Source organism: Streptomyces puniciscabiei (assembly GCF_006715785.1).
In the GTDB taxonomy this organism is placed as follows: domain Bacteria; phylum Actinomycetota; class Actinomycetes; order Streptomycetales; family Streptomycetaceae; genus Streptomyces; species Streptomyces puniciscabiei.
In genome coordinates this window covers 140,101-153,850 of sequence record NZ_VFNX01000003.1, presented here as the reverse complement: position 1 = coordinate 153,850, position 13,750 = coordinate 140,101, and the positions used below count along the sequence as shown (strand labels likewise).

Sequence of the window (13,750 nt, the reverse complement as noted above, 5' to 3'; positions counted from 1 at the left end):
CAGGAGAACCCGTGCTTCCCCTCTCACGTCGCGGACCAACCGCCGTCGCGCTCGTCGCGGCAGCGGCCGCCGCCCTGCTCACCACCGCGCCGACGCCCCTGCTCGGCGCCGGGCCCGCGCACGCCGCCACCGCCCAGGCCGCCGCGCTGCCCACCGGCTTCGCGACGGTCGTCAACGCCGCGAGCGGCAAGTGCCTCGACGCCAAGGCCGCCGCCACCGCGAACGGCACCGCCGTCCAGCAGTACGCCTGCAACGGCACCACGGCCCAGCAATGGAGCTTCACCGACGCCGGCAGCGGCTACGTCCACATCGACAGCCGCAACGACACCAACCAGGTCGTCGACGTCAGCGACGTGTCCACGGCCGACAACGCGCCGGTGCATCTGTGGAGTTACGGCGGCGGCGCCAACCAGCAGTGGCAGGCCGTGCACGACGGCGGCGGCGCCTTCCACTTCGTCAACAAGAACAGCGGCAAGTGCCTGGACGACCCCAGCGCATCCACCGCCGAGAGCGTGCAGTTCGTGCAGTACACCTGCAACGGCACCGCCGCCCAGCGCTTCCAGGTGGTTCCGGTGACCCCGTCGAGCAGCGATCCGGATCTCGGCCCGAACGTCGTCGTCTTCGACCCGTCGATGTCGTCGTCCACCATCCAGAGCAGGCTGGACACGATCTTCAAGCAGCAGGAGACCAACCAGTTCGGCTCCCAGCGCTACGCCGTCCTGTTCAAGCCCGGCGCCTACAGCGCGGACGGCGGCGCGGGTGTCGGCAAGGCGGTCACCAGCCTCGTCGTGAACAGCAGGAACGTGATCGGCGACCACATGTGGATCTGGCGCGCCGACCACGGCAGCGGCGTCGGCTGGACCAGCAACACCGCCGACACCGGACTCGTCGTCAACGGCGACGACGTGACGATGTACGGCCTGTTCGTGGAGCACTTCCAGAAGTACCAGGTGATCTGGAACGGCAACGGCGGCCGCACCTACTTCTTCCAGAACGAGATGCCGTACGACCCGCCGAACCAGTCCGCCTGGATGAACGGCTCCACCAAGGGCTACGCCGCCTACGAGGTCGCCGACTCGGTCACCAGCCACCAGGCGTACGGCCTCGGCAGCTACTGCTACTTCAACGCCGACCCGAGCGTGACCGCCGACCGTGCCTTCGAGGTGCCGGACAACCCGAACGTCCGCTTCACCAGCATGGTCACCGTCTCCCTCGCCGGCACCGGCACCATCGGTCACGTCATCGACAACACCGGAGGACCCTCGAACTCCTCGGCCAACGTCGCGGACCTCGTCCGCTACCCGTGAGCGAAGGGCGTGGCCTCCCGGACGTGTGAGGCACCGCCGCGTGGATACGCGGTCTGGACGGACACCAGGGCCCGTCCGGAAGGCAACGCCTGCCATGACCAGACAGAACCAGCTCCCCGTCGCCTCGGAGATCACCCTCCGGGTCAACGGCAAACCCCACACCGTGCACGTCGACCACCGGCGTGTCCTGCTGGACCTGCTCCGCGAGGACCTCGGCCTCGCCGGGGCGAAGAAGGGCTGTGACCACGGCCAGTGCGGTGCCTGCACCGTGCTGGCCGACGGCCGTCGCGTCAACAGCTGCCTGCTGCTCGCGGTCGCCCTCGACGGCTGCGAGATCACCACCGTCGAGGGCCTCGGCGGGGACGGCGAGGAGCCGCACCCGCTGCAGCGGGCCTTCGTCGACCGCGACGCCTTCCAGTGCGGCTACTGCACCCCGGGGCAGATCTGCTCCGCCGTCGGCATGCTCGCCGAGGCCGCCGCCGGCCACCCCTCCCACGCCACGGACCCCGCGGCGCCCTCCGGCCGCCCGGTCCCGCTGGACCGGGCCGAGATCCGCGAGCGCCTGAGCGGCAATCTGTGCCGCTGCGGCGCCTACCCGCGCATCGTCGAGGCGGTCGAGGACGTGATCCGGTGAACGGCTTCGGATACCTCAGGCCCGGCAGCGTCCAGGAGGCCGTCGAGGCGTACGCCGCCCACCCCGGCGCCCGCTATCTGGCCGGCGGCACCAACCTGGTCGACCTGATGAAACTCGGCGTGGAGCGCCCCGCCGTCCTGATCGACGTCGGCCGGCTGCCGCTCGGCACCATCGAGGAGCTGCCCGACGGCTCCCTGCGCGTCGGCGCCACCGTCCGCAACAGCGACCTGGCCGCCGACCCCCGGGTCCGCGACCGCTACCCGGCGCTGTCCCAGGCGCTCCTCGCGGGCGCATCCGGGCAGCTGCGCAACGCCGCCACCACCGGCGGCAACCTGCTCCAGCGCACCCGCTGCCCCTACTTCCAGGACCTGGACAAACCCTGCAACAAACGCGAGCCCGGCAGCGGCTGCGGCGCCCGGGAGGGCGTCCACCGCGACCACGCCGTCCTCGGACACTCGGAGCACTGCATCGCCACCAACCCGTCCGACATGGCCGTGGCCCTCGCCGCGCTGGACGCCCAGGTCGAGCTGTACGGCACCGAGGGCACCCGGCGGCTGCCGGCGGCCGAGTTCCACCGGCTGCCGGGCGAGCATCCCGAACGGGACACCTGGATCCGCCCCGGCGAACTGATCACCGGTGTGCTGCTCCCGGCCGCCACCGCCGGTGTCCCGTCCGCCTACCGCAAGGCCCGTGACCGGGCGTCGTACGCCTTCGCCCTCGCCTCCGTGGCCGTCGTGCTGCGGGTCGCGGACGGCGTCGTCGACCAGGTCGGGGTCGCCTTCGGCGGGCTCGCCCACATCCCCTGGCGGGCCCGGCACACCGAGCTGGCCCTGCTCGGTGCCCCCGCGACCCCCGAGGCCTTCGAGGGCGCGGTGGCGCTGGAACTCGCGCACGCCGAGCCGCTGCGCGACAACGCCTACAAGGTGCCCCTCGCCCGCAACCTCGCCCTGGACGTCCTGAACCGCCTCGCACCGGCCCCGGCGCCGGCCTGAGCCGCGCGGGAGGACCGACCAGACCAGGAGGAACCCATGACCGGCAACTCCCCGGCCACTCCCGCAGAGCCCCGGCCCGCACGGCCCCCGGCCCCCGGCACCCCGGCCCGGGCTTCGGACCAGCACCGGGCACGAGGGCCGTCGGCCCGCGGCAGTGCCCCGGCCGCGTCCGCGGAAGGTCGGGAGGCACGGCCCCCGGTGCCCGGTGCCTCACCCGGGGGCTTCGGTGAGCGGCCACCAGCGGGGCGTCCGGCGCCCGGCGGTGCCGTGGACGCGTCCGTCGAGCCCCAGGACGTACGGTCCGCTGGCCTCGGCACGGTTGCCGGGGGGCGCCGTGCCTCAGGGCCGTCGGCCCGTGACAGTGCCCTGGGCGCCCGGGCCGAGCGCCCGGAGACGCGGGGCGCCGCCGGTGACACCCCCACCGGGGCTCCTGGCGAGCGTCGCCCGGCCCCCGGCACCGCCCTGGGCGCCCCCGCCGAGCGGCGGGAAGGGCGGCAGAAGGTCACCGGGGTCGCCCGTTACGCCGCCGAGTACGCCCTGCCGGGCCGGGTCCACGCCTGGCCCGTGCCCGCGGGCATCGCCCGTGGACGGGTCGCCGCCGTCGACGCCTCGGCCGCCCTCGCGCTGCCCGGTGTCCTCGCCGTCCTCACCCCCGACGACGCCCCGCGCCTGGCCGCACCCGAGGACGCCACGCTCGCCGTCCTGCAGGGCCCGCAGGTGCCGCACCGGGGGTGGTGCGTCGCCCTGGCCGTCGCCGACACCCTGGAGACGGCCCGCGCGGCCGCCCGGGCGGTACGGGTCACCTACACGACCGAACCCCATCACGCCGATCTCGATCCTGGGAGCCCGGACGCCTATGAGCCTCAGGAGGCCAACGCCGGCTTCCCGGGCCGGGTCGAGCACGGCGACCCGGAGGCCGCCTTCGCCGCCGCCGAGGTCCGCGTCGACGTCACCTACCGGGTGCCGCCGCTGCACAATCACCCCATGGAGCCGCACGCCAGCACGGCCCACTGGGACGGGGACCGGCTCACCGTGTACACCTCCAGCCAGGGCGGCACGACCGTGCGGGAGGTGCTCGCCCACATGTTCGAGCTGCCCGAGGACCGCGTCACCGTCGTCACCGAGCACGTCGGCGGCGGCTTCGGCTCCAAGGGCACCCCACGCCCGGACGTCGTGCTCGCCGCGATGGCCGCCCGGCGCACCGGCCGGCCCGTCACCCTCGCCTACCCCCGCCGGTACCTGCCCACCACCGTCGGCCACCGCGCCCCCACCGTGCAACGGCTGCGCCTCGGCGCGAGCGCGGACGGCCGGCTCACCGCCGTACTGCACGAGGTGACCACCCACACCTCCCGGGTGAAGGAGTTCGTGGAGCAGGCCGCGGTGCCCTCACGCGTCATGTACGCCACCCCGGCCCTGCTCAGCTCCCACCGGGTGGTCCCCCTCGACGTGCCCACCCCGTCCTGGATGCGCGCCCCCGGCGAGGCGCCCGGCATGTACGCCCTGGAGTCGGCCGTGGACGAACTCGCCCACGCCCTCGGCATGGACCCGGTGGAGCTGCGCGTCCGCAACGAACCCGAACGGGAGCCGGACGGCGGCAAGCCGTTCAGCAGCCGGCACCTGGTGGAGTGCCTGCGCGAGGGCGCCCGCCGCTTCGGCTGGGACGGGCGCGACCCACGTCCAGGCGTGCGCCGCGAGGGCCCGCTGCTCATCGGCACCGGCGTGGCCGCGGCCACCTACCCGGCCGCGGCCGTCCCGGCAACCGCGACCGCCCGCGCCCTGCCCGACGGCAGCTGCGTGGTCAGGATCAACGCGACCGACATCGGCACCGGGGCGCGTACCGTCCTCGCCCAGATCGCCGCCGACGCCCTAGGCGTGCCCCTCGACCGGGTCCGCACCGAGATCGGGCACAGCGACCTGCCGTCGGCGTGGCTGGCCGGCGGCTCCACGGGCACCGCCTCCTGGGGCTGGGCCGTGCACGAGGCGTGTACCGAGCTGGCTTCCCGGCTCGCCGCGCACACCGGACCGCTGCCCGCCGACGGCATCGAGACCCACGCCGACACCGCCGGGCGGGCCGACGCGGACAGCCCCTACGCCCGGCACGCCTTCGGCGCCCACTTCGCCGAGGCCGCCGTCGACACCGTCACCGGCGAGACCCGGGTACGGCGGCTGCTCGGGATCTTCGCGGCCGGGCGGATCCTCAACGCCCGGACCGCGCGCTCCCAGTTCACCGGCGGCATGATCATGGGTCTGGGCATGGCCCTGACCGAGCACAGCACACTGGACGGCGCATTCGGCGACTTCACCGAGGCCGACCTCGCCTCCTACCACGTGCCCGCGCACGCCGACGTCCCCGCCGTCGAGGCCGACTGGATCGACGAGGACGACCCGCACCTCAACCCCATGGGCAGCAAGGGCATCGGCGAGATCGGCATCGTCGGCACCGCGGCCGCCATCGGCAACGCCGTCCACCACGCCACCGGCATCCGCTTCCGCGAACTGCCCCTGACCCCCGACCGGATCCTCACGGGCCTGCTGTCCGAGGGGTGACCGTGACGGGACCGACCTGGGAGTACGAGGGCTACCGGCCGGAGGAGGAGCGCCTGCGGGAGTCGCTGTGCACCCTGGGCAACGGGTACTTCGCCACCCGCGGGGCGCTGCCCGAGTGCATCGCCGACGAGGTCCACTACCCGGGCACCTACGTGGCCGGCTGCTACGACCGGCTCACCTCCGAGATCGCCGGCCGCCGCGTCGAGAACGAGGACATGGTCAACCTGCCCAACTGGCTGCCGCTGCGGTTCCGCCAGGTGGGGAGCGCCTGGCTCACCCCGGACTCCGCCCCCGTCACCGAACACCTGCTGATCGTCCACCTCGACCCCGGCCTGCTGGAACGCCGCACCAGCTACGCCCTCGACGGCGGCGCCCTTCTCCATGTGCGCCAGCTGCGCCTGGTCGACCTGGCCGACCGTCATCTCGCCGCGCTGCGCACGGAGTTCACCGTCGAGGGCGGAGGGGTCGAGCTGGAGGTCGAGGCCGCGCTCGACGGACGCGTCACCAACTCCGGCGTGGCCCGCTACCGGGACCTGGACGGCCGGCACCTCACCCAGATCCGGACCGGCCTCGCCGCACACGGCGCGATGTGGCTGCGCTGCCACACGCGCACCTCCCGCATCGAGTGCGTCCTCGCGGCCCGGCTGGCCGTCGACGCGCCGGTGGCGACGGCACACGAGGCCCTGCGCGCCGTCCAGCACGTGAGGCTGCGCCTGGCACCCGACCGCACCGTCACCGTCGACAAGACGGTGGCGCTGCACACCTCGCACGACCCCGCCATCGGGGACCCGCTGGACGCGGCCGTCGACCGCGTCGGCGCCGCCCCCGGCTTCGACGCACTGCTTCAGACGCACGCCGCGGCCTGGGAGCAGCTGTGGCGGCGCACCGCGCTCGAGGTGCCCGGCGAGGCGGGCAGCATCCTGCGCCTGCACCTGTTCCACGTGCTGCAGACGCTGTCGCCGCACACGGCCGACCTCGACGTCGGCGTCCCCGCACGCGGACTGCACGGGGAGGCCTACCGCGGCCATGTCTTCTGGGACGAACTGTTCGTCCTGCCCTACCTCAACCTGCACCTCCCCGAGGTCTCCCGCGCCCTGCTGCACTACCGGCACCGGCGTCTCGACGCCGCCTGCCACGCGGCCCGCGAACTCGGCCGGCGCGGCGCGCTCTACCCGTGGCAGAGCGGCAGCGACGGCCGCGAGGAGGCCCAGGAAGTCCATCTCAACCCCCGCTCCGGCCGCTGGGTGCCGGACCACTCCCGGCTCCAGCACCACGTCGGCTCGGCGGTGGCGTACAACATCTGGCAGTACTGCGAGGCCACCGGGGACATCGACTTCCTGCACGGCGAAGGTGCCGAGATGCTGCTGCACATCGCCCGCTTCTGGGCCGACTCGGCCGGTTACGACGACCGTCTCGGCCGGTACCGCATCCGGGGCGTGATGGGCCCCGACGAGTACCACGACGCCTACCCCGGCGCGGCCGAACCCGGCCTGGACGACAACGCGTACACCAACGTCACCGCCGCGTGGGTGCTCGCCCGCACCCTGGACCTGCTGAGCACCATGCCCGAGCCGCGCCGCCGGGAACTCGCCGAGAGCATCGCCCTGGACGAGGACGAACCCGCCCGCTGGGAGGAGATCTCCCGCTCCCTCCACATCCCCTTCCACGACGGGGTGATCAGCCAGTTCGAGGGCTACGGCGACCTCGCCGAGCTGGACTGGGACGACTACCGCAAGCGGTACGACGACATCCGCCGCCTCGACCGGATCCTGGAGGCCGAGGGCGACACCGTCAACCGCTACAAGGCGTCCAAGCAGGCCGACGTCCTCATGCTCGGCTACCTCTTCTCGACGGCCGAACTCCGCGCCCTCTTCCACCGGTTGGGCCATCATCTCGACGAACGGACCTGGACGGCCACCGTCGACCACTACCTGCACCGCACCAGCCACGGCTCCACCCTCAGCGGCCTGGTCCACGGCTGGGTCCTGGCCCGCTGCCGCCGCGGCGACGCCTGGGCCTTCGTCCAGGAGGCGCTGCGCGGTGACATCGCCGACCTGCAGGGCGGCACCACCGGCGAGGGCATCCACCTCGGCGCCATGGCCGGCACCCTCGACCTCGTCCAGCGCGGACTGACCGGCCTGGAGACCCGCGACGGCGCCCTGTGCCTCGACCCGGTGCCGCTGCCCGAACTCTCCTCCTACGGATTCGCCATCCGCTACCACGGCCACTGGGGCGTCCACCTCCGCCTGCGCAGCGGCCTCCTGGAGGTCGCCGTACCGGACTCCGACCGCGCCCCCATCGACGTCTGCCTGCGCGACCGGGTGGTCCCGGTCGGCCCGGGAGAGGCGGCACGGCTGGTGGTCCCGGACTGACGCTCAGCCCTCGGTCACCGTGTCCCCCGGTTCACCCCACCGCGGGCCGCGATCTCGACGCGGAGGCCGGGGAAGACCACCATGCACCGGTAAGTGGTTGAAGCAGGAAGGAGACAGCGGAGATGAGCGCGAGCGACGCGCCCCTGCGTGTGCTGGCGGTGGACGACGAGGAACCCGCGCTCGAGGAGCTGCTGTACCTCCTGCGGCGGGATCCCCGGGTCGGCACCGTGGTGCCCGCGGCCGGACCCACCGAGGCACTGCGCCGGCTCGGCCGGGCCGTGGCGGACGGGCCGGACGGCGAGACAGCGGTCGACGTCGTCTTCCTCGACATCAACATGCCGGGCCTCGACGGCCTCGAACTGGCCCGTCTGCTCGGCGGGTTCGCCGCCCCGCCGCTGATCGTCTTCGTCACCGCGCACGACGACTTCGCGGTCCGCGCCTTCGACCTCAAGGCCGTCGACTACCTGCTCAAGCCCCTCCGCGAGGAACGCTTCGCCGAGGCCGTACGCCGGGTCGCCGAACTGGTCCGGGCCGGGCAGGGCCCCCGGCCGGCCGCCGCCCACGCCGGGACCGCGCCCGAGGAGACGTCCGCCTTCGGCGATCAGGTCCCCGTCGAACTGGGCGGGGTGACCCGGTTCGTGCCCATCGCCGACATCACCCACGTCGAGGCCCAGGGCGACTACGCGCGCCTGCACACCCCGCACGGCAGCCACCTGGTGCGCGTCCCGCTGTCCACCCTTGAGGAACAGTGGCGCGCCCGGGGCTTCGTACGCATCCACCGCAGCCGGCTCGTCGCACTCGGCCGCATCGAGGAACTGCGCCTGGACGGCGGCAACATGACCGTACGGATCGGCGACCGCGTCCTCGCCGTGAGCCGGCGCAACGCCCGGGAACTGCGGGACCTGCTGGCCGGACACGCGGCGGGCCGGGCCCGTTGAGCCACGCGAGCGGTCGCCGGGTGACGGACCTGTGGCGATTCTCGTCCACCCGCTGTCTCGGCGCCGGACCGCTGCGTACACTCGCGGCAGCACAAGGTGATCACCGCTGCGCCGGGGAGTGCGTCATGGGTGCGGAATCCGTCCCTCGCAGAGAGGTGGTCACCGGACGCCCGCGCCCCTCCGGCCGTACGGCCCCACCCCGCCCCGCGCCCTTACCGCAGTCCCGATCCGAGGCCCAGGTAGGTCAGTTGATGCGACGTCAGCTCCGGGCCGCGCTCGTCACCACGGCCCTCCTCGCCGTCCTGCTCGGCCTGCTCCCCGTGCTGCTGCGGATCCTGCCGCTCGCCGACACCGCACCCCATGTCCCCCTGGCCGTATGGGTCGTCCTGGGCCTGGCGCCGTACCCCGCCCTGCTGGCCATCGGCGCATGGTACGTCCGCCGCGCCGAGCACAACGAGACCGACACGGCCGCCGGCACCCCCGCGGAACGCCCCTGACCATGCGCCGACTTCCCGCCGGGGCCGGCCGGTGAACCAGACGTACGGCATCGTGGGCGTGACGGCCGTGATCCTCGCCACGGTCCTCGTCGGCGCGCTCGGCCTGCGCGTCTCCCGCACCACCTCCGACTTCTACGTCGCCTCGCGCACGGTCGCCCCCCGCCTCAACGCCTGCGCGGTCAGCGGCGAGTACCTGTCCGCCGCCTCCTTCCTCGGCGTCGCCGGACTCGTCCTCGCCCAGGGCGTCGACATGCTCTGGTTCCCCATCGGCTACACCGCCGGGTTCCTGGTCCTGCTGGCCTTCGTCGCCGCCCCGCTGCGCCGCTCCGGCGCCTACACCCTGCCCGACTTCGCCGAGGCCCGGCTGGAGTCCCGGGCGGTGCGGCGGATCGCCGGAGTGCTGGTCGTCGGCATCGGCTGGCTGTACCTGCTGCCCCAGCTGCGCGGCGCCGGCCTCACCCTGCGGCTGCTCACCGGCGCACCCGGCTGGCTCGGCGGGCTGGTCGTCGCCGCCGTGGTGACCGCGGCCGTCGCCGCCGGCGGGATGCGCAGCATCACCTTCGTCCAGGCCTTCCAGTACTGGCTGAAACTCACCGCCCTGCTGGTGCCGGTGGTGTTCCTGCTGCTCGCCTGGCGTGGCGACGACGCCCCGGCGCCCGCCTGGGACGAGCGGCCCGTCTTCCACCGCTCCACCGAGGTGCGCGTCGACGCACCGCTCACCCTCACCGTGCGCGAGCCGGTCCGGGTGACCGCCTCCGGCACCGTCGACGGCCGTACGCTGCACGGCACTTCACTGCGGCTCGTCGAGGGCCGGCACCGGATCGCCCCGCGGACCGCCCTGCGCTTCCCGGCCGGCGCCCGCGTCCCCCTGCCGGACCCGGCGGCCGGCCGCGCCGCGCCCTCCAGCTGGGCCAGGCCGCTGTCCTCGGACCGCGCACAGCACGGCCTGTACGCCACCTACGGGCTGATCCTCGCCACCTTCCTCGGCACCATGGGCCTGCCGCACGTGGTCGTCCGCTTCTACACCAACCCCGACGGCCGCGCCGCCCGCCGCACCACCGTCAGCGTGCTCGCCCTGCTCGGCGTGTTCTATCTCCTCATCCCCCTGTACGGCATGCTCGGCCGCCTGTACGCCCCCGACCTGCTCCTGACGGGCGACACCGACGCCGCGGTCCTCGTCCTGCCGCAGCGGCTGATCGGCGGAGCCGCCGGGGACCTGCTCGGCGCCCTCGTCGCCGGCGGCGCCTGCGCGGCGTTCCTGTCCACGGCGTCCGGGCTCACCATGTCCGTCGCGGGCGTCCTCGCCCAGGACGTGCTGCCCACGCTCGGCGTGCGCCACTTCCGGCTCGCCACGCTGCCCGCGATCGCGGTGCCGACCGCCGCCGCAGCCGTGGTCAGCGACCTGCCGGTGGCCGACGCGGTCGGCCTGGCCTTCGCCGTCTCGGCCTCCTCCTTCTGCCCGCTGCTCGTCCTCGGCATCTGGTGGCGCGGCCTGACTTCGCCGGGCGCGATCGCCGGACTCGTCCTCGGCGGCGGCTCGGCGCTCACCGCGGTGACGGCCACCATCGCCGGCGGCGCCCGCTCCGGCTGGCTGCACACCCTGCTGGCCTGGCCCGCGGTGTGGTCCGTCCCCGTCGGCTTCGCGGCGATGATCCTCACCTCGCTGGCCACCCGCAGCCGCGTCCCACCCGGCACCGCCGCCACCATGGCCCGCCTCCACCTCCCCGAACCCCCAGCCTCTCCGGCGACGACCTGACCGAGGAGCCGTTGTGCAGACCGACGACACGGACAGCCGAGCCGGAGTGCCCGGCGGCGGTGCCGAGGCGCCTGCCGGCCGGCGGGGGACAGGCGAGCACGAGAGCCTCCCGGACCGGCCGGAGGACGACGCTCCACGCCACCGGAAGGAACCCGCGGCGGGACGACACGGACAGCAGCCCGACGCCGGCCGGTATCGCCCAGGTTCCGGCGCTGGACGGCACCGGCAAGGTCTCGATGCGGGGTGGGATGAGAGCGGTCCCGATGTAGGACGGCTCCGGCAGGGCCCCGGCGCCGGGCGGCGCCGGGAAGGATCCGATGCTCGGTGTCACTGGAGCGGCCCCGATGACGGTCGACACCGGCAGGGTCTCGACACCGGGCGTCGTGAGTACGGTTCCGGCGCTCGCCGGTTCGGGGAGGGTCTTGGTGCCGGGCGTCACCGGCAGGGTTCCGGCGCTCGCCCGCGTGGGCAGGGTCTTGACGCCGGGCGTCGTCCGTATGGTTCCGGCGCTCGCCGGTTCGGGGAGGGTCTTGGTGCCGGGCGTCACCGGCAGGGTTCCGGCGCTCGCCCGCGTGGGCAGGGTCTTGACGCCGGGCGTCGTCAGTACGGTTCCGGCGCTCGCCGGTTCGGGCAGGATCTCAGTGCCGGGTGCCACCGGCACGGTTCCGGCGCTCGCCGGTTCGGGGAGGGTCTTGGTGCCGGGCGTCACCGGCAGGGTTCCGGCGCTTGCCCGCGTGGGCAGGGTCTTGACTTCGGGCGTCGTCCGTATGGTTCCGGCGCTCGCCGGTTCGGGCAGGGTCTTGGTGCCGGGCGTCACCGGTACGGTTCCGGCGCTCGCCCGCGCCGGCGAGCCCGCGGCGTCCCCCGGCACCGCCCGACTCCCGACGTCCGACGGCACCGAGGAGACGCCGGGCGGAGGACCGGGCACGCGCTCGGCGGCGCCCCTCGGTGCTCCACCACCCACCCCCTCGGCCCGAACCCGCGTCGCCCATGACCGTCCTCGGTACCGCGGCGCTCGCTCTCGCCGGGTTCGCGCTGTTCGTGCTCGGTGCCGCCCTCGGGCACGCGGCGGCGCGCCGGCAGCAGGAGCACGCGGCCGACGCCGACGGGGCTTGGCACGCCCTCGCCCATGACCTGCACACCGCCGGGCTCGCCGCGGCACCCCTGCGCGCCGGGCTCGCCCCGGACACCGCCCGCAAGGCGGTCCGCAGGCTGCGCCCTCTGCTCGGCACCCCCGCGCTCGCCCTCACCGACGACACCGCCGTGCTCGCCTGGGACGGTGCCGGCGAACACCACCGCGCGGAGGTGACGGCACGGCTCGCCCGTCCAACCCGCGCCCGGGCCTTCCCGCTGTCCTGCCAGGACGCCGGCTGCCCCGTCCGCTGGGGCGCGCTGGTGCCGCTCACCGACGACGGCTGCACCCCCGGTGCCCTCGCCGTGTTCGCCACCGCCGAATCCACCGCCCTCGTCCGGGCCGCCGAGGAAGCGGCCCGCCGGCTCTCCCTGGAGCTCGAGCTGGCCGGCCTCGACCGGGCGCGCACCAGCGCCCACGAGGCCGAGGTCCGGGCCCTGCGCGCCCAGATCTCCCCGCACTTCATCTACAACTCCCTCGCGAGCATCGCCTCCTTCGTCCGCACGGATCCCGAACGCGCCCGCGAACTCCTCCAGGAATTCGCCGACTTCACCCGCTACTCCTTCCGCCGGGGCGGCGAGTTCACCACCCTCGCCGAGGAGTTGCGCTCCATCGAGCAGTACCTGGAACTCGCCCGCGCCCGCTTCGGCCGCCGCCTGAAGGTCACCCTGCGCATCGCCCCCGAGGTGCTGCCGGTGACGCTGCCCTTCCTCTGTCTGCAGCCCCTCGTGGAGAACGCCCTCAAACACGGTCTGGGGGGAGCCGTGGAGCGCATCGGCGTCACGATCGTCGCCGAGGACGAGGGCACCGAGGCCCGGGTCGTCATCGAGGACGACGGCATCGGCATGGAACCGGAACGCCTGCGCGCGATTCTGCGCGGCACGGCCGGAGCCGCCACCGGCATCGGCCTGAGCAACGTCGACCGCCGGCTGCGCCGCGTCTACGGCGACGACCACGGCCTCGTCATCGAGACCGGAGTCGGAGCGGGCACGAAGATCACCCTCCGCGTCCCGAAGTTCCGCCCCGGCATCCAGGCCGGCCCGGCCCAGCCCTAGGCCCCGGTGTCATTCCTCGCCGCTCAGCCGTCGGCGCGGACGAAGACGGGCTTGAGGTGTTTCTCGGGCAGGGCTTCGGGGAGCTGCTCCCAGTCGGCCGTGACCAAGCCCGGCGCGCCGTCGCGCGGGCGCATCCTGGTCGGTGCCGCCGACATGATCAGCCGGCGCGGACTGAACGCGACCAGCATCCGGGAGCCGGCCAGGCGGGCACGGTGTGCTTCGGCACCGACCCGGCCTCCTCGGCCCTGCTCGTCAACTGCAAGGCCCACGACCTGGACAACCTCTACGTCGTCGACACGAGCTTCTTCCCGAGCATCGGCGCGGTCAATCCGTCCCTGACGGCCATCGCGAACGCTCTCCGGGTGGGCGACCACCTGCTGGAGCGGCTGGGCTGACCCCCGCGTCGGCCCCCGGACTCCGACCGGGCGAAGATCCTCAGCCGGGCAGCGCAACGCCGTCCGCCCCGGACTGCCGCCGGATCCGGCCGGTGCTTGTCTGATGCCTGGACCTCCGGGCGACG

11 protein-coding genes are annotated in these 13,750 nt (G+C 74.2%); 10 read left to right on the top strand and 1 reads right to left on the bottom strand.

Features of this window, described 5'->3' with window-relative positions; all coding sequences use genetic code 11:
- Window positions 1-11: 11 nt before the first annotated feature.
- The 8 genes from FB563_RS36505 to FB563_RS36470 all read left to right on the top strand — a co-directional run bounded on the left by FB563_RS36505 (window position 12) and on the right by FB563_RS36470 (window position 11,043).
- Complete coding sequence (locus FB563_RS36505; RefSeq protein WP_055710451.1) at window positions 12-1,307, top strand: RICIN domain-containing protein; 1,296 nt, start codon at window positions 12-14, stop codon at window positions 1,305-1,307.
- A 94-nt stretch (window positions 1,308-1,401) separates the two neighbouring features.
- Entirely contained in the window at window positions 1,402-1,941 is a 540-nt protein-coding gene (locus tag FB563_RS36500; RefSeq protein WP_055710452.1) for a (2Fe-2S)-binding protein, read from the top strand.
- Window positions 1,938-2,933 carry an FAD binding domain-containing protein gene (locus tag FB563_RS36495; RefSeq protein ID WP_142219178.1) on the top strand — a complete coding sequence of 332 codons (996 nt, stop codon included), beginning with the start codon at window positions 1,938-1,940 and terminating at the stop codon, window positions 2,931-2,933. The genes FB563_RS36500 and FB563_RS36495 overlap by 4 nt, the downstream gene beginning before the upstream one ends.
- 462 nt (window positions 2,934-3,395) lie before the next feature.
- Complete coding sequence (locus FB563_RS36490) at window positions 3,396-5,480, top strand: xanthine dehydrogenase family protein molybdopterin-binding subunit (RefSeq protein ID WP_055709729.1); 2,085 nt, start codon at window positions 3,396-3,398, stop codon at window positions 5,478-5,480.
- Window positions 5,481-5,482: 2 nt separating this feature from the next.
- Window positions 5,483-7,852: a glycoside hydrolase family 65 protein gene (locus FB563_RS36485; protein ID WP_199833001.1), complete on the top strand. Its 2,370-nt coding sequence runs from the start codon at window positions 5,483-5,485 to the stop codon at window positions 7,850-7,852.
- 122 nt (window positions 7,853-7,974) lie between these two features.
- Window positions 7,975-8,790: a LytR/AlgR family response regulator transcription factor gene (locus FB563_RS36480; RefSeq protein ID WP_055709728.1), complete on the top strand. Its 816-nt coding sequence runs from the start codon at window positions 7,975-7,977 to the stop codon at window positions 8,788-8,790.
- Between the two features lie 251 nt (window positions 8,791-9,041).
- Window positions 9,042-9,287 (top strand): hypothetical protein, encoded by a 246-nt coding sequence (locus tag FB563_RS36475; protein WP_244329066.1) that lies wholly within the window; start codon window positions 9,042-9,044, stop codon window positions 9,285-9,287.
- A gap of 31 nt (window positions 9,288-9,318) precedes the next feature.
- A complete protein-coding gene (locus tag FB563_RS36470) occupies window positions 9,319-11,043 on the top strand; it encodes a sodium/solute symporter (RefSeq protein WP_055708957.1) in 1,725 nt (574 codons plus the stop codon).
- Here FB563_RS36470 and FB563_RS36465 read toward each other — a convergent pair.
- Complete coding sequence (locus FB563_RS36465; RefSeq protein ID WP_055708956.1) at window positions 10,943-11,914, bottom strand: hypothetical protein; 972 nt, start codon at window positions 11,912-11,914, stop codon at window positions 10,943-10,945. The two genes, FB563_RS36470 and FB563_RS36465, sit on opposite strands and share 101 nt — an antisense overlap.
- A 119-nt stretch (window positions 11,915-12,033) precedes the next feature.
- On the opposite strand from FB563_RS36465, the gene FB563_RS36460 reads away from it, so the two are divergent.
- Window positions 12,034-13,230, top strand: a complete 1,197-nt coding sequence (locus FB563_RS36460; protein WP_055708955.1) for a sensor histidine kinase — start codon at window positions 12,034-12,036, stop codon at window positions 13,228-13,230.
- A gap of 56 nt (window positions 13,231-13,286) precedes the next feature.
- Window positions 13,287-13,625 carry a GMC oxidoreductase gene (locus FB563_RS44610; RefSeq protein ID WP_234357932.1) on the top strand — a complete coding sequence of 113 codons (339 nt, stop codon included), beginning with the start codon at window positions 13,287-13,289 and terminating at the stop codon, window positions 13,623-13,625.
- The last annotated feature ends 125 nt before the right edge of the window (window positions 13,626-13,750 follow it).